Genomic DNA, 21,958 nt, shown 5'->3' on the forward strand with positions numbered 1-21,958 from the left:
GGTACACTTGCCGGGGTAGCTGGTCAGGTTGTGTCCATGACACGTGACGACATCATCGCTGCGATACGCAAGAACGCCGATGCCATCAAAGGCAGGGGCGTGTCGAAGCTTGCCATCTTTGGCTCGCGAGCCCGCGACGATTATCGTCCGGACAGCGACATCGACGTCCTGGTCGAGATCGAACCAGACACCTCATTTTCGCTGCTCAACCTGATCGACGTCGAGCACATCATCGAGGATGCAACCGGCTTGCAAGCCCAGGCAACCGTCCGCCGCTCCATTTCCCCCCGCTTTGCGCAGCGCATCGCAGACGACATCCTCGAAGTATTTTGACGTGCGCCCGACGTTTCCTGACCGGATCGGCCATATCCTTGATGCAACCGACAAGATCAGGACGGCCGTAGCAGGCCGCACCCGAGATAGCTTCACCCAAGATATATTCATGCGCCTGGCGGTCGAGCGACTGTCCAGGTGGTGAGTGAAGCGTCGCGCTACATTCCAGACGACGTCAAAGCGAAGAACCCTGCCATCAATTGGAGAGGGCTGGCCGACTTGGGAAACTGGCTGCGCCATGCCTACCATCGGACCGACGCAGACTTGCTATGGGACATGATCGAGCACGATCTCCCGCCCCTTGAGACCTTCATCCAAACCATCGTCGAGGAGCGGAAGCCTTGAAGCTCGTCTTGAAACTAGCCGTGGCGCTGTTGCTAAGCGCAGTTAGCATTTGTTCCTCTCTCGCCGCCGACCCCAAGCCCGACGCCGTCGTCAAGAACAGGAACATCGACGCCCGAGTCTTCCTCGACGACAAGATCAAGGCCGACGCGGCGCTCGCCGCCGATTGCCTCGCTGACGGCAAGAAATGGCTCGACAAGAACGCAGCCGACGCTGCCGCCTCGCGCAAGCAGGATCCGCAATTCTTCAAGGATGGCGGCTGGGATTTCGAGCGCAAATATTCGATCCGCTCCGTCGTTGCCGACCGCTATGTCAGCGTCCTGCGTGACGACTATATGGACACCCATGGCGCCCATCCCAATTCGGACGTGAACACGGTCTTGTGGGACAAGTCCGAGAACAAGCGCATCTCGATCCGCCCGTTCTTCACCGAGACCGCCGACAATGGCCCGACCATGAAGGCGATGGTGAAGGCCGTGATCGCCTCACTCCGAATCGAGAAGAAGAAGCGCGACACCAGCGAAACCGCGACCGAGGAATGGTTCAAGGGCGTCGCGCCGAGCCTGCTCAAGATCGGCGCTGCGACGCTCGCACCGTCGACCGAAACAGGCAAGAGCTCCGGCCTCACCTTCCACTACCCGCCCTATGCGGTCGGCCCCTACGCCGAGGGCCAATATGTCGCATTCGTTCCGTGGGAGACGTTGAAGCCCTATCTCACGCCGGAGGGCGCACGCATCTTCGGCGGCGCGCGGCCAAAGGGCGATGCCGACGAACAGTAATGGATTCTGACGGAACTCGCTGCTCGTCGCGCCGCGGAGCAGCCGCTTGCGACATCCATGCAAAGCCGCTTAGCATGTCGCATTGACACGAGCCCGATTCCCGAGGGCCGCCGGGAATATTGATGCCAAGAATTACGCGCCGCGCTTTCGCGGCCTCTTCAGTGGTTGCAGCCACGTCCGCTCTAGTGACGCCTGCGCGCGGACAAGCCTATCCGACTCGGCCGGTGAGCTTGGTCGTGCCGTGGGGCGCGGGCGGCGGCACGGATGCGACTGCGCGCATCGTCGCGGCGCTGCTGGAGAAGGAGCTCGGCCAACCGTTCAACGTCGTCAACCGCACCGGTGGATCCGGCGCCGTCGGCCATGCCGAGATCGCGGCCGCGTCTCCAGATGGCTACACGATCGGCATGCTGACCGTGGAAATCGCGATGCTGCATTGGCAAGCCCTGACGCATCTGACGCCGCGAAATTTCACGCCGCTGGCGCTGGTCAACGAGGACCCGCCGGGCATCCAGGTGTCCGCGTCCTCGCCATACAAGACGGTGAAGGAGCTCATGGACGCCATCAAGCTGGCGCCTCCGGGACGGTTCAAGGCCTCGGGCACCGGACAAGGCGGCATCTGGCATCTCGCCCTCGTCGGCTGGATGCAGGCGATGGGATTGCCGGCAAACCAGGTGGCGTGGTTGGCGTCGAATGGCGCGGCACCGGCCATGCAGGATCTCGCCGCGGGCAGCCTCGATCTCACCACCTGCTCGGTGCCGGAGGCGCGCGCCACCATCGAGGCTGGCCAGGCCCGGAGCCTCGCGATCATGGCGCACGCGCGCAATCCGATTTTCCCCGACGTCCCGACGCTGAAGGAGATTCTCGGCATCGATTATTCCACCAGCTCATGGCGCGGCATCGGCGGCCCCAGGGGCTTGCCTCCGGACATCACCGCTACGCTGACCGCGGCCTTGAAGAAGGTGTACGATTCCTCCGCATTCAAGGACTTCATGACCGGACGCGGTTTCGGCACCGTCTGGCGCGATGCCGGCCAGTTCGAGACTTTCATGAACCAGGCAGATAGCCAGATGGGCCAGGCGATGAAAGCGGCAGGTTTTGCCAAGGCCTGATGTGACCGCGCGTGCGCTTCCCGCCCGGGGGCCCTCGCCTGCCTGCGTCCGTCGTTGTAAAGCAGGGCATGATTGAGAAGAAGAAGTCGCACGACATCACCGCCCTCACCCGCGACCTCCGTGCCGGCCATCGCGCGGCGCTGGCGCGCGCCATTACGCTCGTTGAGAGCCGGCGCGGCGATCATCAGGCGCAGGCGCGTGAGCTGGTGCAGATGCTCCTGCCCGATACCGGCAAGGCAGTTCGCGTCGGCATCACCGGTTCGCCCGGCGTCGGCAAATCCACCACCATCGATGCGCTCGGGACCTATCTGATCGAGCAGGGCAACAAGGTCGCGGTACTCGCGGTCGATCCGTCCTCGGCACGCAGCGGCGGCTCGATCCTCGGCGACAAGACGCGGATGGCGCAGCTGTCGGCGTCCGGCAATGCTTTCATCCGCCCCTCGCCGTCGTCAGGCACTCTCGGCGGCGTCGCTGCCAAGACGCGCGAGGCGATGCTGCTGTGCGAGGCCGCCGGTTTCGACGTCGTGTTGGTCGAGACCGTCGGCATCGGTCAGTCCGAGACCGCGGTCTGCGACATGACCGATTTCTTCCTCGCGCTGATGCTGCCGGGCGGCGGCGACGAACTGCAAGGCATCAAGAAGGGCCTCGTCGAGCTTGCCGACATGATCGCAATCAACAAGGCCGACGGCGACAATCTCAAGCGCGCCAACACCACCGCGGCCGACTATCGCGGTGCGCTACATATTCTGGCGCCGAGGTCCGAATATTGGCACCCACCGGTCGTCACCTATTCGGCGCTGGCCGGCACCGGCATTGCCGAGCTTTGGCAGAAAATCCTCGAACACCGCACGGCAATGAACGCGTCCGGCGAGTTCGCCGCGCGCCGGCGCGACCAGCAGGTGAAATGGATGTGGTCGATGCTTGAGCAGCGCATGCTAGCGCGGCTGCGCAGCGAGGCATCGGTGCGGGCCAGGGTGAAGAAGATCGAGGCGGAGGTCGCCGGCGGTCATCTCACCCCGGCGCTTGCCGCCGAACAGATATTGGAGTTGCTGCAATGAGCGACAAGCTCCGCATTCTCCTCACCGGCTTCGGCCCGTTTCCCGGCGCGCCGCATAACCCGACCCAGCCGCTGGTGGCACGGCTGGCGCAATTGCGCCGGCCAGCGCTCGATGACGTCGCGCTGTCGCGCCATGTCTTTCCGGTGACTTACGCCGCGGTCGACCGGCAATTGCCGGAAGTGCTGGCGAAAGTGAAGCCGGATGCGCTGCTGATGTTCGGCCTCGCCGCGCGCACGCCGTATTTGCGGATCGAGAGCCGCGCGCGCAACGCCGTCACCATGCTCTGGCCCGATGCCGCCAACACCCGCTCGAGCAAACGCGGCATCGTCGGTCATGCGGACGCCATGACGTTCGGCCCGCACACGGCAAGACTGTTGCGCGCCGCGCGCCTCACCGGCATCGACGCGCGGCCCTCCCGCGATGCCGGTGCCTATCTCTGCAACTATCTGAGCTGGCGCGCGATCGAGAACGTCAAAGCGGGCGGGCCGCCGCTTGCGGCGTTCATCCACATTCCCCTGCTTGCGCGCAGCGGCGCCGTGCGGCGCAAGGGCGCGCCGCGGATTACGCTCGAGGAGCTGGTAGATGCGGGGGAAGCGATGCTGATGGAGATGGTGCAGCTCGCCAGGAAGCAGCGAAACGCAGAGATCTCGTAGGGTGGGCAAAGGCGCCGTTGCGCCATGCCCACCACCTATCAGATTCATGGCGAATGGTGGGCACGCTTGCGCTTTGCCCACCCTACGGCACCGTCTCTGCGTAAACATTTAACCCTACCGCGAACAATCTTCACGGTGCCTCCCGCCCTGCGCTACCTAACTTCCGCGGACACCCCGCGTCCGCAGAAGGACGCGCCATGAACCTCAATCGCCGTCATCTCATCGGAGCTTCGACCGCCGGCATCGCCGGTGCGCTCGCCATGCCTGTTGACGCTGCGCGCGCAGCGCCGCTGACGTCGCTGCTTGGCCGCGATGCGACCCAATATGGCGTGCGCCCCGGTGCAGCCGAGGATCAGACGCGCGCGCTCCAGCGCGCGATCGACGAGGCCGCGCGCGCGCAGATGCCGCTTGCGCTTCCGCCCGGGATCTACCGAACCGGACTGCTGCGGCTGCCGAATGGCGCGCAACTGATCGGCGTGCGCGGCGCGACAAAGCTCATCTTCACCGGCGGCGCGTCTGCGATCCAGAGCGACGGATCCGATTCGATCGGTCTGACCGGCCTCACCTTCGACGGTGGCGGCATTCCGCTGCCGACGCGGCGCGGGCTGATCCAAATCCTCGGCGGCCGCGACGTCCGCATCACCGATTGCGAGATCACCGGTTCCGGCGGCAGCGGCATCTGGCTCGAGCAGGTGTCCGGCGACATCTCCGGCAACATCTTCACCAACATCGCCGTGACGGCGGTGGTTTCGTTCGATGCCAGGGGGCTGAGCGTATCCCGCAACACCATTGTCGGCACCAACGACAACGGCATCGAAATCCTGCGCACCGCGATTGGCGATGACGGCACGCTGGTCGCCGACAACCGCATCGAGGACATCAAGGCCGGCCCCGGCGGCTCAGGCCAGTACGGCAACGCCATCAACGCCTTCCGCGCCGGCAACGTGATCGTGCGCGGCAACCGCATCAGGAACTGCGACTACTCCGCCGTGCGCAGCAACTCGGCCTCGAACATCCAGATATCAGGCAACAGCGTCAGCGACGTGCGCGAGGTCGCGCTCTATTCCGAGTTCGCGTTCGAAGCCGCGGTGATCGCCAACAACATTGTGGATGGCGCCGCCGTCGGCGTCTCCGTCTGCAATTTCAACGAAGGCGGCCGCATCGCGGTGGTTCAGGGCAACGTCATCCGCAATTTGATCCCGAAGCGGCCGATCGGCACCGCGCCCGACGACGATGCCGGCGTCGGCATCTATATCGAGGCCGACACCTCGGTGACCGGCAATGTGATCGAGAACGCGCCATCCTACGGCATCGTCGCCGGCTGGGGCAAATATCTGCGCGACGTCGTGATCTCGGGCAATGTGATCCGCAAGGCGCTGGCCGGCGTCGGCGTCTCCGTGGTGCCCGGCGCGGGCACCGCGCTCGTCACCAACAACATGATCTCGGAAACCCCGCGCGGCGCTGTGGTCGGGCTGGACCATGCGCGAGCCGTGACGGCGGACCTGTCGGCGGACGGCGCGCAACGTTTCGCGCAGGTGCTGGTCGGCGGGAACGCGTTGCGGCAGTAGGTGCCGCCCTCGCCTCCGGCTCCCAGACCCTAGAAAGCGTTCCTGAGCAGCGGGTACCTTGCTTGCAGGCCGTCGAGGCTGAAGGTGAACTCGACGACGCGCTCGGGCGATGCGACGATTTCCTCGGCCGGCGGGGCGAATTGCGGCAGCAGCGTCGCCATTGAAGCAGGTGTGACGACTGGTGGTCTCACCACGGGCGCGGCGGCCGGTGACACTGCAGTTGCAAGGCGCGGCGGCTTCACCACAGGGGCAGTGCGCGATGCTCCTGCGGCGGGGGCGGCAACAGGTGGCCTCGTGACAGGTGCGGCGACCGGTGCCCTTGCGGCGGGCGCCTTGAGTGGCGGCATCTCGGCAGGTGCGGCGAACGACGCCATCAGAGCAGACACCGCGGGCGACGCGGGCGCGGCCACCGGTGCAATCGGCGCCTCGAGGATTTCGGCAAGCACGTCCAGCGTGGGTTCGAGCCTGACCGGAACGGCGGTCGCGGGCGCGATGTGCACGGCCTTGGGCTGCAAGGCCTGCGGCTGCGCGGTCTGGGCCTGCTCGCGCGGAAACACGCGCGGCATGGTCGCGGGCGACCAGCCGAATGCAGAGGTCACGCTCGCGGCAGCCGCGGCGACGTCTCCGCCATTCGCAAGGGCGCGCCAGGTTTGGACCGCGCGCTTGGCTTCCTGGATGTTTTCGAGGAATGCGAGTTCGGAATGATAGCGGCGCCAGCGTCCGGTCTCGAACATTTCGGAAAGATGTTCCAGCCGCTGTTCGGCGAGAGCGCACCAGCGTGCTGCAAGCTCGCGGCTTCCCGCCGCGCTTTGGCGATGAGTCATAAATCAGCCCGTCAGGAGAGAATACGGACGCGACGCAACGCACGCGAATCAATTTAGGAGCGACATGAATATTTTGTGGAAAAGTTTTGACTTGTCCAGCAACGACACGGCCGTCGTCACGAAAGACCGTAGTCGCGCGGAGTTTTCAGGGCTTTTCGAGTCAAGCTTCGCGCAAGCATAGCGGGCTTGCCACGTGCCATTGCCGAGTCATCACGACGATCGCGCCCGCGGGCTCAACCGCAAGCTGATCTCGCATCACGCTTCGAGAAATCGGATGCCCAAAAAGAAAAGACCCGTCCGGGGGGACAACCGGACGGGTCGAGCCATATGGGCGCTTGGGGTGGATGGGCGCTCGCGCCTAATATGACTGATGGGGAGGGATGACCGCTCCCACATAAATTGGTCGTGGCAGCTGGCTGAACGTTCAAAGCGGCCTTCGATTTTTTAACCTTTGGCCGACGCGCAAGGTTGTCGCAGGCGCTATCGCGCCGCCGGTCTATCCGCCTGAGAAACCGTGGATTTATCGCCCGCGCTCGACAGCGAGGGCTGCTCGATCGCGCGGATGCCAGGGTCGTCGCGACGCTTCTCGGCATCTTCACGTTTAGTTGTACCTGAGGCAGCCGCGACCGGCGTCGCGCTGTCGGCCGGAACAGCCATCACCGCGGCAAACGCATCGGGCTCACCGTCGCCGTAGAGATCATCACGCCCGGGTGAACCGAGGTCACGCGCGGTCTTCGACAGCGTCATGCGCAGCGCTTCCGGCTTCAGGGAATAGTTGCGCTCGAGCAGCAAGGCCGCAACGCCGGAGACATAGGCGGCCGAGAACGAGGTGCCCGACGTCATCTGGTATTTGCCATCCGGCGCCGGCAGGAAGATGTCGACGCCGGGCGCCGCCAGCGCGATGTAATTGCCGCGGTTGGACGCGGTGAACAGCTTGTCCTGCTGGTCGGTCGCGCTGACCGCGATCACATTGGGATTGGCGGCGGGGTAAAGTGGCGGCGATTTGGCGCCGGCGTTGCCGGCGGCCGCGACCAGCACCAGGCCGCGCGCGGCCGTTGCGGCGATCGCACGCTCGATCACCGCGTCCTTCGGACCGGCAAAGCTCATATTGACGATCTGGGCGCCGTGCTCGGCCGCGTAATTGAGTGAGCGCAGGATGACGTAGGACGAACTCTCGGCGCTGCCGGTGGTGCCGCCGAAGGCGCGAATGGCGATGATGCGCGCTTCCGGCGCGCTACCCATCAGCCTCGCATGCGCCACGATCGCCCCCGCAATGCCGGTGCCGTGGATATGGGGGCCCTCGCTGCTGCCGAGCGCGTCGAAATTGTCGGCGATGGAGTTGGCGAGTTCGGGGTGCCTGGCGTCGATGCCTGAATCGATGACCGCGACGGTGACATTGGCGCCGTGCGCCAGCGTGTGCGCCTGCGGCAGGCGCAGCTTCGACAGCACATATTGCGCCGGATCGCCCTCGGTCGGCACCGCCGACTTCTGGTCCTGGAGCACGTAGCGGAAGTTCGGCTGCAGCGAACGCACGCTGCCGTCGGCGGCAAATTCGCGCCGCACCGTCTCGTACGGCCGGCCGTCGGCGATACGGAACAGGCCGACCGTGGCTCCGATCAGCGGAAAGCTTTCCGAAGAGACACGCCTCAAACCGTGGCGCCGCGCCAGCTCATCGGCCTCGGTCAGCGACAGCGCGCTGTCGATCTCGGCCACGAACTCGTTGGCGAAGCTGCGCAGATTGACGGCGACGGGCGTAGTATTCCCCCGCGCCTTGCCAACGCTCTTCCTGGCCGATTTGCCGGAGCCGTCGCCGCTTCCATTCGCCTGCGCCAGGCATTCGCCGTCAGCATCGCGATAGGCAGCCGTGCAGGCCGGATAGAGGTTCGGCGAGTAGCGCGCATAGGGCAGCACCGGGTTCGTCGCCATCCGCGCCGAGATCCGGGCGGTCGTCACCACATGCGGCCCGTGATCGACACTCACCGCCCTGGCCGCAATGCTGGGACTGATGGTCGGCGTCCGCGAGGGAACGCTGATGGTCGGCGTGCGCATGATCGCCTGGGCGTGCGCCACCTCGATGCCGAGGGAGGCGGCGAGCAGGAGCGCGGCTCCGACCGGCGAAGCATAGGCCCCGGCTCGCAACTGACTCTCGGACTTGCGCCTCATTGGTGCAGCGGCGCGCTTAAGGCGCCGCCACGGCGAGGTTGACGAACTTCTCGCGCTGCATCCTGCCGAGCAGCGCAGTGAGCTCGTCCTGGCTCATCGCCTTGTCGAACTGCAGGCGGAACATGCCGCCCCTGGCATCGCCGATGATCGAGGCCTGGTAGCTGTCGAGCAGCGCGGTGATGTCGGCGACGCGCGCCTCGGGCGTGAAGCGCACCAGCGCCCGCGAAGGTGCTGCCGCCCCGAGCTCGCGCGTGATCGGCGCGCCGGTCGAGAGCGATGCGGTCTGGAAGGTCGAGGTCTGGGTCTTCATCAGCACCGCGCCAATGATGCCGGCCTGCAGCAGCAGCGCGACGGCGCCAAGGCTCGCCGACCAGGCCAGCGTGCGCGGCGACAGGCTCGCGAAGAAGGTGGCAATGCGCGCCGACAGCGGCAGCGAACCGATGGCCCGCGCCGGCTCGGCGTCGATCGCGGCGAACAGCTTCTGCATCGCGCGCGCCGACGGAGCGCCCAGGCTCTCGTTCAGATGAATGGTCTCTTCGTATTCGCCGCGGATCGCCGCATATTGCCTGGCGAGCGCCGGATCGCTGGCGAGCGCTTCCTCGACGCGGCGGGCATCGCGCGCGTTCAGCGTGCCGGCGGCATGCCACGGCAGCAGCATCTCGATCTCACTGGGCTCTTGCTCCAGCATCTTCTTGCTCAGTGCCATCATGGCCAGCCTCGCTCAATGCCGGCTGCCTTCAGCAGTTCGGCCAATTTCTTGCGCGCATAGAACAAGCGCGTCTTCACAGTGTTCTCCGGGATCCCGACGATCTCGGCCACCTCTTCCACGGACTTCTCGTGGTAGTAGACGAGGTCGACGATTTCCCGATGGTCAGGCGAGAGGCCCGTCAGACACTCCCGCAACGCTTCACTGGTATTCTTCTTCTGAACCGCCGTTTCCGGATTGTCGGACGAATCCTCGATCGCATTGGCGGCCTCGTCGTCCAATTCAAAATCCTTTCGGCGCCGAAGCGCAGACAGGGCCTTGAATCGGGTGATTGCCAGCAGCCAGGTTGAAACGGCGGATCGGCCCTCGAACTTGCCGGCTTGACGCCAGACGTCGAGAAATACCTCGCTGATGAGGTCTTCCGCCATCTGCTCGTCCCGCACGAGCCTCAGCCCGAACCGATACACCCTGACATGGTGCCGCCCGTACAGCACCTGCATGGCAAGCCGGTCGCCTTGGGCGATCCTGGCGATAAGGACCTCGTCCGTAGCCGCCTGTGTCACGCTCAAAGGCCGTCTCGCAAAGTTGGTCGGGGCGATGCGGGGGACGGTTCGACGGGAGGGGTGAAATTCTTCAACCTACCGCAGTCATACGGGGATCCGTGTGATTTACCCCACATACGCGCAATTTCCTTGTCCCACCCGTGGCGGTCGGCCGCATCTTTCCAGAACGGTAACATAATACGGAAACACTCTCTCGTGGATTTGCCGAGAGCCGGCATACGGCCCAGTCGAGCCCGGTCCATAACACGGCCCTGTGCACCTTATGTCGCACGGGACCGGCTTTGGTCCGCGATATCGCCTGCGATGCCTAACTGGCTGCAAAATTCCGCGCTGCACGAGCCCCTCACCGTGCCGCATTCCCCGGATTCGGTGCAAAAGGATACCAAACCTAAAGGCTTGCCACGTAGATTTTTTCGGCTGACATCCACCATTGGCGGGACCATGAGCACGGCCGCGACGTCCTTTCCGGAGAGGAATGCCGCCGAGGTCGCGGATCTCGTCCTCACGTCCGAGGCGGCCCCACCCGAAGTGCTGGCACGGCGGGTCCGCCAGCGCCGGCAGATGTATCTCGGCCAGGTCGTCAGCTACTCCCTCGGCGCCTCGGTCCTGCTGATCTACGCCTATGACGGCGCCGTTCACATGAACGTTCCGTCGCTGTTCTGGGTCGGCGGCCTCCTGATCATCGGCATCTTCGTCGTGATGTCGGAGGCCGGCGTCGGCGACAAGCGCACCGACCATTATCTCACGGTGTTCCAGATCTCGGCGCATATGGCGCTGCAATTCATATTCCTGGTGTCGGTGCCGACAATCGGAATTGCGTTCATCAGCGTGCTGTTCCTGATCTTCGCATTCGGCACGCTGCGCATGACCTCGGCCCAGGCGATGCTGACCTGGGCGCTCGCCTCCGCCGCGCTTGCGGCCGTATTCCTCGGCTCGGACCTGCCGATCGGCATGCCGGTGGCGACGCGGCTGCAGCGGACCGCCTCGATGCTGTGCTTCATGCTGGTGATCGGCCAGTGCGCCTTCCTCGGCCTGTTCGGTGCCACGCTGCGCAAGATCCTGTACCGGCGCAGCATCGAGCTGAAAGATGCCTATCAGCGCATCGAGGAGCTCGCCGAGCTCGACGAGCTGACCGGCTCCTTCAACCGCCGCTGCATCATGCGGCTGCTCGACGCAGAGATGGAAAACTCGCGGCAGGCATCCGCACCGTGCGCCATCGCCCTGATCGATCTCGACTGGTTCAAGCGCATCAACGACGCCCACGGCCATCCCGTCGGCGACGAGGTGCTGCGGACCTTCGCCATCACCATCTTCGCCAATATCCGGCCCGACGACCGTTTCGGCCGCTATGGCGGCGAGGAGTTTCTGCTGCTGCTGCCCGGCACCGCAAGCGAGGCCGCATCGCGCACGCTCGATCGGCTGCGCAGCATCGTCGCCGAACTCGACTGGAGCGCATTCTCGCCCGGTATGCACGTGACGATTTCCGCCGGCGTCGTGACGCTGCGCGACAATGATACTGCCGACACGTTTCTCGCGCGCGCCGACAGCGCGCTCTATTCCGCCAAGGCGCAAGGGCGCAACCGTATTGCAACCAGTTGACTAATCCATTTGCTGCCGGCGCGTGAGAAGACGCCGCCGGATCGAATGCTCCAGGACAGGGCCATGAGAACCAAATCCGTCAAGTCATCCGAGAATTTGCTTGAGGAATTGCAGTCTGCACTCTCGCACGGCACCGTCGCCCGCCGGGTCGAGACGCTGCGCCGGGTCGCCGACCTCTTCGTCAACAATGCGGTGGATTATTCCGACGACCATATCCGCGTGTTCGACGACGTCTTCCAATGCCTGGTCGGGCAGATCGAGACCTCGGCAAAAGCGCTGCTCGCCGACCGGCTCGCGCCGGTCCCGGCCGCACCGCCCCAGATCATCCGTACCCTCGCACTCGACGATGTGATCGAGGTCGCCGGCCCAGTGCTGACGAAGTCGGAGCGGCTTGACGAGACGACCCTGATCGAGATCGCGCGCAGCAAGAGCCAGGCCCACCTCAAGGCGATCTCGTTGCGGCGGGTGCTGTCGGAAGCGCTGACGGACGTGCTGGTGGCGCGTGGCAACGAAGACGTGGTGCAGTCGACCGTCGGCAATCCGGGCGCACGGCTCTCCGAGGGCAGCCTCACCGACCTCGTGACGCGCGCCGAACGTGACGATGATCTTGCCACCTGCATCGGCGTGCGGCCCGACCTGCCGCGCCATCATTATCTGAAGCTGATTGCCAAGGCCTCGCTGAGCGTGCGCAGGAAGCTGGAGGCCGCTCATCCCGAACTCGCCGACGAGGTGTCGAGCGTGGTCCAGGAAGCGGCGCAGCGCGTCCGTGCCGCCGCCATGAGCCGGCAGACCGAGATGGCACGCGCGCTGGTGAAGTCGCTCCACGACGACGGCCGCCTCAACGAATTCCAGGTCACGGCCTTCGCCGAACAGGGCAAGTTCGATGAGACCAATGCAGGGCTCGCAGCGCTCGCCGGCGTTTCGGTCGAGACCGCCGAGAACATGATGATCGAGAGCCGCACCGAGGGCGTGATGATCCTCGCCAAGGTCGCCGGCATGCAATGGTCGGGCGTGCGCGCGATCATCGCCATGCGCGAAAAGCTGTCCGGCGGCTCGCAGACCGACATGCTGACCCTGCGCGATACCTACGAGGCCCTGCGCGGCTCGACGGCGCAGCAGGTGTTGCGCTTCCACCGCATGCAGCAGGGCACGGGAAGCCCGGCGCCGGCCGTTTAGCCGGCAAGCCCAAGCGCTATTCTCTCACCACGCGTACCGCACCACGCCCTTGCCGGCATAGGAACGCGTCACGTTGGAAAATTCGCCATCGAAGGTCGCGGCCGTCGACCAGCCGCTGAGCCACTTCATCTCTGCCGAGCCAGTGACGAGCGCCGAATCGGACGCCATCGCCGCACCGCTGACGACGAAGCTCGCGCCGGGCAGCGTCTGGAAGGTTGCTGCAATCGCGCGGTCCGGATTGAAGTCGTGCGCCCAGGCGGCACGGCCGCGCAGCGTCAGGATGCCGTCCTGAATCGCAAAGGACTTGTCGGTGCGCAGGCCGAGCTCGCTGCGGGTATCGGTGACGCTCTTCGAATTGTAAGCGAGCGCAAACATGTTGGAACCGACGATCGCGGTTTCGGCATAGTTCGGCAGGTCGAAGGTCGTACCCTGCCCGGCGGCATAAGGCGTGAGCCCGAAACCTTGCGCCACGAAGCGGTAGCCGCCTTCGAGCCGCCCCGACCAGGCATTGGCCTTGAACTCAGCGCGCAGCCGGTCAACGCCCGCGATGGTGACCGTGCGGTCTGTGGTGATGTCCTGCCAGCCATAGGCCAGCGCACCGGTCAGATAAGCCGCACCCATGTTGTGTCGAATGAACGCGCCGGCCTGGAACAGGTCGGAGCGTCCGCCGCCGAGATTATTTGCAATCGAGAAATTGGTGCCGCCGCCGGCGAGCGCAACGCCGACCAGCGTGTCCGGCGAGATGCGATAGTCGGCGCCGACCGCGGTGCCATAGATGCTGCTGGTGGTGTTGTTCGACCCGAGCGCCGCATTGCCGTCGGTGCTCTGTGATCCGCCAAATGCCGCGGCCCACACGCTCCAGCGCTGTTCGAATGTCGGCGCGCGCGGTGGTGCCTTGGCATAGATTGCAGCCAATGCGTCGGCCGGCTTGCGTTTTTGCGCGTAGGCCGAGGCTTGCTCATCGGCGTAACCGGCAGGCGTGCCCCCGGACGAGACGCCGTCGCCGCGGCCAGCGACGAACGGATCGGTCATCACGCCCATGAACTGGTTCATCGCATTGAAGGTGGTCTGCTGCGGCGCAGTGCCGGCTTCGCCGGAAAGCTGCGTGAGCCCGGCGGGCGTCAGGCCGCCGAACACGATCGGAATGCCGCCAGTGCTATTGAAGAAATTGACGAGGGCGTTGCCGACATTCTGCTGGTTGGCGTTCAGGCCTGCGCCCGACGGTGGGATGAAGCCGAGCACGAGGTTGAGATACACGTCATGGTTATGAGCATCGTAGCTGAGGCTTGAGCTAAAGCCCGACGGCAGATCGGTGCTGACCAGCGACGAAAATGTGCCGTTCACGCCGCCGGCCGCATTGAGGATCGTGTATTGCCTGGCGACATAAGTGCCCGGCGCAAAGCTCGCGTTCACCGTCGCGCCGCCGAGCGTCGCCACGCCGGTGACGTTGGTACGGTCGGCATTGGCCGGCGAAACTTGCACCATGTAGCTCGATGCCGCCGTGAACGAGAGGTTGCCATTGACGGTCAACAGACCGATCGAATTGCCCGGCGCCAACGCACCGCCATTGATAATGGTGTTGCCGACGGTGCCATTGCCGCCGAGCGTGCCGCCGGCATTCACTGTCACGTCGCTGGAAACAGAACCGTTGACCGACAGCAGGCCGCCATTCACGGTGGTCGGGCCGGTATAGCTGTTGGTGCCGGTGACGTTGGTGGCGCCGCCGTTCACCGTGAGGCTCATGGTGCCGTTGAGGCTGTCCAGCGTGCCTCCGGTCGAGGTCACCGCGCCGAACAACGCGCCACTCTTCAGCGTCCCGCCCGCCAGCGCCACCGCGTTGACGATCTCCGTAGTCCCGCCGAGATCGACGGTGCCGCCGGTGTTGATCGTCATCGCGCTCGCAGCGCTGAACCCAAAGCCGAAGATACTGACCAGGGTGGCGCCATTGTTGACCGTGGTGGCACCAGTGTAGGTGTTGCCGACGTAAAAGGTGGTGCCGCCATTCGCCGTCAGGCTCATGCTGCCGCTCGTGCTGCTGATCGTGCCGCCGGTCGAGATCACCGCGCCGGTCAACGCGCCATTGCCCAACGAGCCACCCGCCAGCGTCACACTGTTGATGGTCTGCGCAAGGCCGCCGAGATTAACCGTGCCTCCGGTGTTGATGGTCGTGGCGCTGACGGCACTGAACCCATTGGCGACGCCGCCGAGCAGCGTCGCGCCGCCGTTGACCGTGGTCGCACCGGTATACCCGCTATTGAAGCCACCCACGGTGGTGGTGCCGCCGTTCGCGGTCAGGCTCATGCTGCCGAACATGTTGATCAGCGTGCCGCCGGTCGAGGTCACCGCGCCGTTCAGTATGCCTCCCTCCAGCGATCCGCCTGCCAGTGTCACCGTGTTGATGGTCTGAAGGGAGCCGGTCAGAAGGAAGCTGCCGCCGCTGTTGATCGTCACCGCGCTGGCCGCGCTAAACGAATTGTCGTTGGGGGTGAAGAGGATCGCACCGCTATTGACTGTGGTCGTGCCGGTATAGGTGTTGCCGGGGTTGACGACCGTGGTGCCGCCGTTCGCGACCAGGCTCATGGTGCCGCCAAGACCGCCGATCCCGCCGCCGGTCGAGATGACCGTGCCGGTCAGGGAACCGTTCTTCAGCGCGCCGCCCGCCAGCGCCACGTTGTTGATAGTCTGCGCAGTGCCGCCGAGGTCGACGGCGCCGCCATTGATCGTCGTTGCGCTGGTGGCGCTGAACGCGCCGGCACTGCCGGCGAGCAGGGTCCCGCCGTTGACGACCGTCGAGCCGCTAAAGGTGCTCGTGCCGGTCAGCGTCCAGGTGCTGGAGCCTGCTTTCTCGAAAATGCCGAAGCTACGATACTGGGCTGCCGCACCGACGCCGGAGATGTCAAACGTGGCATTCGTGGTGCCGCCGAGCCGCAACGTGTCGGCGCTGCTGAATGCCACCACATTGCCGGTGATGGTCGATCCTGCCTGCAGCGCCAGCGTATTGATGCCGCCGGTGAAGGCGATGGCAAGTCCGCCACCGGCGCCGCCGGAAATCGTCCCGCTATTGACGACAGTGATGTTCGTGCCCGAGACGCCGGTGCCGCCGAGACCATTGACGCCATTGGCACCATTAACGGCCCCCACTCCGCCAAGCCCACCCGCCCCGGCCGCACCGCCGGTGATTGTGCCGGCGTTTGTCAGGGTGCCGCCATTGACCAGCGACACACCCGTACCGCCATTGCCACCATTGCCACCGTTGCCGGCAATGTCGTTTATCGAGAAGCCGGCGGCGCCGCCGGCACCGCCGGCGCCGCCCTGAGCCGTTGCCCCCGCATTATTGGTGAAGTTCGCGCCACCGGTCAGTGCCACGCCGACGCCTCCGGCGCCGCCGCCGCCGCCTGAACCCGAGATGACCAAAGTGTCCCCGGAAGCACCGCCGGCGCCGCCACTGCCGCCGGCAATGGTCGAGGCGTTCGAACTTGCGGCGGCCCCGGTCAACAGGGCGCCGCCACCGCCTTCGCCGCCGCCGCCACCGCCACCACTACCGAAGTTGGTACCGGCGGTACTCCCGCCAGTGCCGCCGACCGTCCCGGATACCGGAGCAACGATCGCCGCTGATGGTGTCACCAGGCCGAAATTACCCCCGGCGCCGCCATCGCCACCGGCCGTATGGCCGCTAGCCGGGTCGACTGTGCCGCCGGTGCCGCCGGCGCCACCAACGCCTGTGCTGAGGCTGACGCCGCCGCCGCCGCCACCGCCGGCGCCAAGCAAGGTTGCGGGGTCCTCATCGCTTCCATGACCGCCGGTTGGCGATGTCGCGGTACCGCCGGCGCCGCCGGAAACACCGATCGGTGGAGCGCCGCCCTGGCCGCCATCGGCAAACGCGGGCGTTATCGCAAGATGAGCCGCAACGCATGTGCCGGCGAGGATCAGCCCCGTCACCCCGGCCCGCACGATGGCCGTACTCGCCAACGCGACCTTGATCGAAAAGGGGTGCTTTCTTTGCCTTGAGGCATGGGAGCGCAAGCGGAGCGCGCGCGTCGGCACATTCGTCGCTCTATCGGAACCCATCAGCTTCACCGCCGCCGTGCGAGACTTCCCGAAGCGAAGCTGCCCGTCTTGATAGGCCCGTTGATGGCATGCTCCTGCACCAACTGCCGATTTCAAGATCGGCTGTCGTTCGAGCGCGTCCTGTTGAGTCGAAAGATATCGCCGGGTTCATTCGCGAGCGATACGGCAGATGTCGTATTTCGCCGCCGATGAGGAGGCTGGGGACAGCCAGTCCTCTCGTTAGCGACCGTTGTCGACCGATTCCGTGTCGCCAAGTTCCTTATCGCCAAGGCAGGTCGCAACGATCGCTTCGTGCAATTCCTCACCGGTAACCGGCTTGTGCAGAATGCGATGACCGCTGGCGGTGGCTTCCTTGATGCGCGACGGCGAAGTATCGCCGGTCACGATAACGGCAGGAACCCGCCGGCCGATATCGGCGCGAAGAGCCTCGATTGCGTCGAGGCCCGTAACACCATCTCCGAGGCGGTAGTCGGCGACAATCAAATCGACCGGTGCATCGCCGGCCATCATCGCCTCTGCATGACGCTGCAGCACCTCGGCGGCAGATCGGCCGGCATAGACCCGATGCCCCTGCAGCGTGAGCAAGTGCACCATGACATCGAGAATATCCTTCTCGTCCTCCACGACCATGATGCCTACGGCGATGCCTGCGGGCGATGGCTTGCCATCGCGCAAGGGAGCTGCCACCGCGCTGGCTTTCGGAACCGTAACGGAAAACATCGAACCACGCCCGGTGACGGAGACCAGCTTCAGCGGATGTTGCAGCAACACGGCAGTGCGGCGAACAATGGCGAGGCCGAGGCCAAGGCCTTGCGTGCGATCCCTCGCCGGGTTGTGCAATTGCACGAACTCCTCGAACACCATGGCTTGTTGATCTGCGGGGATGCCGGGACCGGTATCCCAAACCTGGATTTCCACCGACGTGCCGCGCCTGCGGCAGCCGAGCAGGACGCCGCCGGATCCCGTGTATCGAAAGGCGTTCGACAGCAGATTGCCCAGGACCCGCTTCAGCATCATGGGATCACTGTCCACCTGTAGACGGCTCTCGACGACGCGCCAATCAAGGCCACGATCCTTCGCCGCCGACGCGAATTCGTTGCCGAGCTGCGAGAACAGTTGGGACAGATTCACTGTCTCCCTGGCAACGGTGACGACACCGGCATCGAGCCGGGAGATGTCGAGCAGTCCATTCAGAAGGGCGCCGAGGTTTCCAACAATGGATTTGGCCTTGCCGGCCAGATCGCGTGCATCGCCGGATTGGACGACGCCGCGCTGGCCCAGCGCCGCGAGCGTTGCGATCAGCAGGCTCAAGGCATGGATCGGCTGGCGCAGGTCATGACTGGCGGCTGCAAGGAAGCGCGTTTTCGCACGATCGGCGGCTTGCGCGCGGTCGCGTTCTTCCTGGAGGTGGCTGACCAGCTCGACATTTTCCAGGCGCAACCTGATGGACTCGCGCAGCATCCGGTACGTTGTGCGGCAGTAATAGAAATTAATGGTCACAAGCCCCGCAAGCAGGGCGAGATATGCGCCGGAGATATCCCCGCCATTGGTGATGGAGCGGACCGTGATCGGAAGCACCGTTGCGATGATCGAACCGACGAGAGCCGGCGGAAACGCCGAGAGCGACGGAACCGTGCCGCAGATCAAGCCGGTCAAAGCAATGACGGTGAATGAAAACGGAACGGGCTCTTGAGGAAGAAACCCAACCCAGCCGAGCATCCCCCACAGGAGGCCCGACACGCAGGAAAATGCAGCCGCAAGCCAGGCCCATCGCAACACGGACGCCGGCTCTCGATCCCGACTGAAGAACCGGCGCGCCGCCAGGACGCGTATGGCGGTGAGCAGATATACCGCGCCGAGCCATCCGATCAGCCAGCTCGCCGTTACCGTGCCCTTCAGCACGTACGCTGCCGTCAGCGAGATGAGGACGTTGGCGACCACCACCCCATAGGAATTGCGATACAAGAGCTCGACGAGCGCTGCGCGTATCTTGTCGTCCTGCATCGAAATCTCTCCGCACGCCGGCGGATGCGGCGGCTTCGTTCGCGAATTGCCGTCGGGCTAGCCCGCCGGAAGGCCGAGACGAACCGCATAGGCGGTCAATTCAGCACCACTATGCAGATCAAGCTTGCGCATGAGATTCTCGCGATGCTTCCGGGCGGTCAGCGGGCTGATGCCGAGACGGCTGGCGACGTCGCGACTGGTGACGCCGTGAGCGATCATCCCCAGGATCTGCCGCTCACGCCGTGTGAGCGTGACGGGAGACATGACCGCACCCGCAAGTTCCATGGTTTCGCCCGCGCCGTCATGCTGGTCCACCGCAAAACGAACTTCCTCCGCGACGTAGATGTTGCCTTTTCGGATGGCATCGATCGCAGCTATCAGCTCGGATGGATCGCCGCTCTTGGTCAAGTAGCCATTCGCGCCTGCGGAAAGAGCTGTTCGAACGGAACGCGGCTCGACATTGGCGGTGAGGACAAGAACCCGCAGCTCCGGCCATGCGGCTCTCAGGCTGGCTATGAACTGAGACCCGCTCACACCCGGCATGCCGAGATCGAGGATGAGAAGATCGGCGCCGCGTTCATTCAGCAACCGGTGGACACCTTCAGCGTCCGCCGCTTCTCCACTGACAGCAAACTCGTCCACGGTCGACAGAAGCTGCTTCAGGCCTTCCCGCATGATGGCGTGGTCGTCAGCAATGATCGTCCTCACCACCGCACCCGTGTCGTACCTGTCCGTAGCGGTATTAGGGTATCAGCAAACTCCAATCAAGGATTTACAACCAGACGCGCGGTCACAAAACCGAAGCATGCACCGACGCTCTCCTTTCGAAGAGCGTCTCGACGTGGTCGTCGCCTCAGTACCGCAGGACTCTCGACCCGACCGCCGCGCCGATCGCGGTCACGACCGCGGTCGCGATCGTGTACCAGGTCGCGACGAACAGCGGCGAGTCGTCCGTGCAATGCGACGCATAGAGCGTCGCGGCGAGCCCGGCCGACAGCAGGCCGGCGAGCGCGCCGGCAAGCGCCGGCCGCGACGGCGCGCCGTGGCGCAGACCGAACAGGGCGCCGGCGAGCAGCGGCAGCGACATCGCGGGGATCGCCAACATGCACCACCGCGAGTTCTTACCGACGAGCCGCATCGTCACCGGCATGGCCGGCGCCATCATCGCCTCGCTGCCGATCGCGACCGCAAGCAGCCCGACGGGGAGTAGCAAGAGCCAGCCCCAACCGCGCATCAAGGCCTCGGGCCGCGACAGATGCAGGCTGATGATGATCGCGGGGATCGCCAGCGACAGCGTGACTGCGAACTTCATGTCGAAGAACGGGTTGTGCATGGCGCTCGTCACGTCCGGCCGCACACCGAGGAACGTCGCAAAGATCAGGATCGATAGCGGCGCCATCACGAGAAGAGCCATGGTCAGCATCGCGCCGACACGGGGGGCGCGATGGGTGTTATCGGCCGCAAGGCTACGAATGAGTTGGTCGGTTTCCATGACTAGTGGTCCCGTAGTTTGGCAGTCAGGGCCGCGAGCCCCCGATGCAGTGCGACCCGCACGGCACCTTCGCTCATCGAGAACTTTGTCGCCGTATCCTTGATCGAGGCGCTGTCGACTGCGATCGATTGCAACACGTCGCGCTGGCGCTGCGGCAGCGTGTTGAGCTGCGCGGTGACCTCGCCTGCCGAGGCCGTCTCCTGCGGCGTCTCGCCGGGCAGCGTTTCGGCGAAATCGTCGATGTTGACGAAGACGCGGCGGCCGCGACGCCGGAGCGCATCGATCAGCTTGTTGCGCCCGATCGCGAACAGCCAGGGGGCGAAGGGCGCTTCGCTGTCCCAGGTGTGCCGCTTCAGATGCACCGCCAACAAAATCTCCTGCACGATATCCTCGGCCTGGTCGGGAGGCTGCCCGGCACGCGCCAAACCGCGCCTCGCGGCAGCGCGCAGCACAGGCGTGATTTCTCTCAACAAGCGATGATACGCCGCATCATCGCCTGCCATGGCCGACCGCATCAGGCCGGTCCACTCGTCCTCACGTCCGCGCACGCGCGCCCCTCACCATTGCAATTCGGCCGCTCTTTCAATTTGTTACGCCGCGATCCGCTTAATCACGAAATCGTGATCAACACTGATCCGTGCCCCCGAAGCAGCCGCAGAAACTCTGTCAGGGCTCATAACACCGATCGGTCCCTGCCGCACCCGGCGGGCCGATACGCCCGGCGGGTTTGCCCCGGTTTTGCCCAGTGTGGCCCGAAGATTCCCATTTTTTGCCCCGCTGTCGTCATGGGCCGGGGTCTCTGTTCGCTCCCGGGACGGGCGAATTGGGGAGATCGTCAACATGATGAAAGCCAGCGCGCGCGCGGCATTGGTCGCTCTTGCCGGACTATTGCTGCTGTTTGGAGCTTCGGTGCAAGCCGCGCCGAGCTCTGCGAGCACCAACCCGGACGGCGCAAGCAAACAGGCCGAAGCAGTCAAGCCGGGCAAGCAGCAACGCCATTCGTCGCGCCGCCACACCGACAGCAAGACGGCGCAGAAATCCGACGACAAGACGGCTGCCACGACGCAAGTCGACGAAGCCAAGGCCGCCAACAAGACCGGCAAGGAGGCCAGTACCGACGTCCCGGCCTCGGGCCAGATGCCGCCGGAAGTCGCCAATGCGAACGCGCAACTCGCGGCGGCCGACACGCCGCCTGCGGCCGCAGCCTCGGCGATGACAGGCCGCGCCAACGACAATGTGCAGGCCGCGGCTGATAGTCCCGCCGCGCCCGGCGCCGAAAACCAGGTCGTCCCACCTGACCAGCTCAACGACCTCGATCGCTCCCTGCAACAGGACAATCCGCCCGCGCAGAAAGCGGTGGTCGCCGCGACCGACGCCCAGCCGCGTCCGGCGCCCATGATGGCAAGCAGCCAGCCGAGTTCGGCCTGGGACCAGAGCTCCCTGATCGGCAAGATCTTCATTGGCGTCGGTACGCTGCTGACGCTGGCCTCGGCCGCGCGCATGTTCATGGCCTAATACTCG

General features: G+C 65.1%; 19 protein-coding genes. 10 read left to right on the plus strand and 9 right to left on the minus strand.

Going from position 1 to position 21,958, the window contains the following annotated elements:
• The first annotated feature begins 36 nt into the window (after window positions 1-36).
• The 7 genes from K3F49_RS12815 to K3F49_RS12845 all read left to right on the plus strand — a co-directional run bounded on the left by K3F49_RS12815 (window position 37) and on the right by K3F49_RS12845 (window position 5,842).
• The gene (locus K3F49_RS12815; protein WP_234681270.1) at window positions 37-333 is read left to right on the plus strand and encodes a nucleotidyltransferase family protein; all 297 of its coding nucleotides are present in this window, start codon (window positions 37-39) and stop codon (window positions 331-333) included.
• A 141-nt stretch (window positions 334-474) separates the two neighbouring features.
• Window positions 475-678, plus strand: a complete 204-nt coding sequence (locus tag K3F49_RS12820; RefSeq protein WP_234681271.1) for a HepT-like ribonuclease domain-containing protein — start codon at window positions 475-477, stop codon at window positions 676-678.
• A gap of 8 nt (window positions 679-686) precedes the next feature.
• Entirely contained in the window at window positions 687-1,454 is a 768-nt protein-coding gene (locus K3F49_RS12825) for an RsiV family protein (protein ID WP_452101029.1), read from the plus strand.
• A 122-nt stretch (window positions 1,455-1,576) separates the two neighbouring features.
• Window positions 1,577-2,563: a tripartite tricarboxylate transporter substrate binding protein gene (locus K3F49_RS12830; RefSeq protein ID WP_249794704.1), complete on the plus strand. Its 987-nt coding sequence runs from the start codon at window positions 1,577-1,579 to the stop codon at window positions 2,561-2,563.
• Window positions 2,564-2,631: 68 nt separating this feature from the next.
• Window positions 2,632-3,621: a methylmalonyl Co-A mutase-associated GTPase MeaB gene (gene meaB, locus K3F49_RS12835; RefSeq protein WP_234681274.1), complete on the plus strand. Its 990-nt coding sequence runs from the start codon at window positions 2,632-2,634 to the stop codon at window positions 3,619-3,621.
• Window positions 3,618-4,274, plus strand: a complete 657-nt coding sequence (locus K3F49_RS12840; protein ID WP_234681275.1) for a pyroglutamyl-peptidase I — start codon at window positions 3,618-3,620, stop codon at window positions 4,272-4,274. Before meaB ends, K3F49_RS12840 begins: the two co-directional genes overlap by 4 nt.
• A gap of 197 nt (window positions 4,275-4,471) precedes the next feature.
• Window positions 4,472-5,842, plus strand: coding sequence for a TIGR03808 family TAT-translocated repetitive protein (locus K3F49_RS12845; protein ID WP_234681276.1), 1,371 nt, complete (start codon window positions 4,472-4,474; stop codon window positions 5,840-5,842).
• 29 nt (window positions 5,843-5,871) lie between these two features.
• On the opposite strand, the gene K3F49_RS12850 is transcribed toward K3F49_RS12845, so the two are convergent.
• The 4 genes from K3F49_RS12850 to K3F49_RS12865 all read right to left on the minus strand — a co-directional run bounded on the left by K3F49_RS12850 (window position 5,872) and on the right by K3F49_RS12865 (window position 10,104).
• Window positions 5,872-6,666 carry a TIGR03809 family protein gene (locus K3F49_RS12850; protein WP_234681277.1) on the minus strand — a complete coding sequence of 265 codons (795 nt, stop codon included), beginning with the start codon at window positions 6,664-6,666 and terminating at the stop codon, window positions 5,872-5,874.
• Window positions 6,667-7,146: 480 nt separating this feature from the next.
• Window positions 7,147-8,829 (minus strand): S8 family serine peptidase, encoded by a 1,683-nt coding sequence (locus K3F49_RS12855; protein WP_234681278.1) that lies wholly within the window; start codon window positions 8,827-8,829, stop codon window positions 7,147-7,149.
• A 16-nt stretch (window positions 8,830-8,845) separates the two neighbouring features.
• Window positions 8,846-9,538, minus strand: a complete 693-nt coding sequence (locus K3F49_RS12860; RefSeq protein ID WP_234681279.1) for a hypothetical protein — start codon at window positions 9,536-9,538, stop codon at window positions 8,846-8,848.
• A complete protein-coding gene (locus K3F49_RS12865; protein WP_234681280.1) occupies window positions 9,535-10,104 on the minus strand; it encodes a sigma-70 family RNA polymerase sigma factor in 570 nt (189 codons plus the stop codon). The genes K3F49_RS12860 and K3F49_RS12865 overlap by 4 nt, the downstream gene beginning before the upstream one ends.
• Before the next feature lie 435 nt (window positions 10,105-10,539).
• On the opposite strand from K3F49_RS12865, the gene K3F49_RS12870 reads away from it, so the two are divergent.
• Together K3F49_RS12870 and K3F49_RS12875 are read left to right on the plus strand one after the other, a co-directional pair.
• On the plus strand, window positions 10,540-11,697 hold the full coding sequence (locus K3F49_RS12870) for a GGDEF domain-containing protein (protein ID WP_234681281.1): 1,158 nt from the start codon (window positions 10,540-10,542) through the stop codon (window positions 11,695-11,697).
• A 63-nt stretch (window positions 11,698-11,760) separates the two neighbouring features.
• A complete protein-coding gene (locus K3F49_RS12875; protein WP_234681282.1) occupies window positions 11,761-12,873 on the plus strand; it encodes a DUF2336 domain-containing protein in 1,113 nt (370 codons plus the stop codon).
• A gap of 24 nt (window positions 12,874-12,897) precedes the next feature.
• On the opposite strand, the gene K3F49_RS12880 is transcribed toward K3F49_RS12875, so the two are convergent.
• The 5 genes from K3F49_RS12880 to K3F49_RS12900 all read right to left on the minus strand — a co-directional run bounded on the left by K3F49_RS12880 (window position 12,898) and on the right by K3F49_RS12900 (window position 20,985).
• Complete coding sequence (locus tag K3F49_RS12880) at window positions 12,898-16,842, minus strand: autotransporter domain-containing protein (protein WP_234681283.1); 3,945 nt, start codon at window positions 16,840-16,842, stop codon at window positions 12,898-12,900.
• 318 nt (window positions 16,843-17,160) lie between these two features.
• Window positions 17,161-18,945 carry a hybrid sensor histidine kinase/response regulator gene (locus tag K3F49_RS12885; RefSeq protein ID WP_234681284.1) on the minus strand — a complete coding sequence of 595 codons (1,785 nt, stop codon included), beginning with the start codon at window positions 18,943-18,945 and terminating at the stop codon, window positions 17,161-17,163.
• Between the two features lie 57 nt (window positions 18,946-19,002).
• The gene (locus tag K3F49_RS39395) at window positions 19,003-19,653 is read right to left on the minus strand and encodes a response regulator (protein ID WP_234681285.1); all 651 of its coding nucleotides are present in this window, start codon (window positions 19,651-19,653) and stop codon (window positions 19,003-19,005) included.
• A gap of 145 nt (window positions 19,654-19,798) precedes the next feature.
• The gene (locus tag K3F49_RS12895; RefSeq protein WP_234681286.1) at window positions 19,799-20,437 is read right to left on the minus strand and encodes an NrsF family protein; all 639 of its coding nucleotides are present in this window, start codon (window positions 20,435-20,437) and stop codon (window positions 19,799-19,801) included.
• Between the two features lie 2 nt (window positions 20,438-20,439).
• On the minus strand, window positions 20,440-20,985 hold the full coding sequence (locus K3F49_RS12900) for a sigma-70 family RNA polymerase sigma factor (protein ID WP_234681287.1): 546 nt from the start codon (window positions 20,983-20,985) through the stop codon (window positions 20,440-20,442).
• A 292-nt stretch (window positions 20,986-21,277) separates the two neighbouring features.
• On the opposite strand from K3F49_RS12900, the gene K3F49_RS12905 reads away from it, so the two are divergent.
• Window positions 21,278-21,952, plus strand: a complete 675-nt coding sequence (locus K3F49_RS12905) for a hypothetical protein (protein ID WP_234681288.1) — start codon at window positions 21,278-21,280, stop codon at window positions 21,950-21,952.
• Window positions 21,953-21,958 lie beyond the last annotated feature (6 nt).

Source organism: Bradyrhizobium monzae (assembly GCF_021458635.1).
Taxonomy (GTDB): domain Bacteria; phylum Pseudomonadota; class Alphaproteobacteria; order Rhizobiales; family Xanthobacteraceae; genus Bradyrhizobium.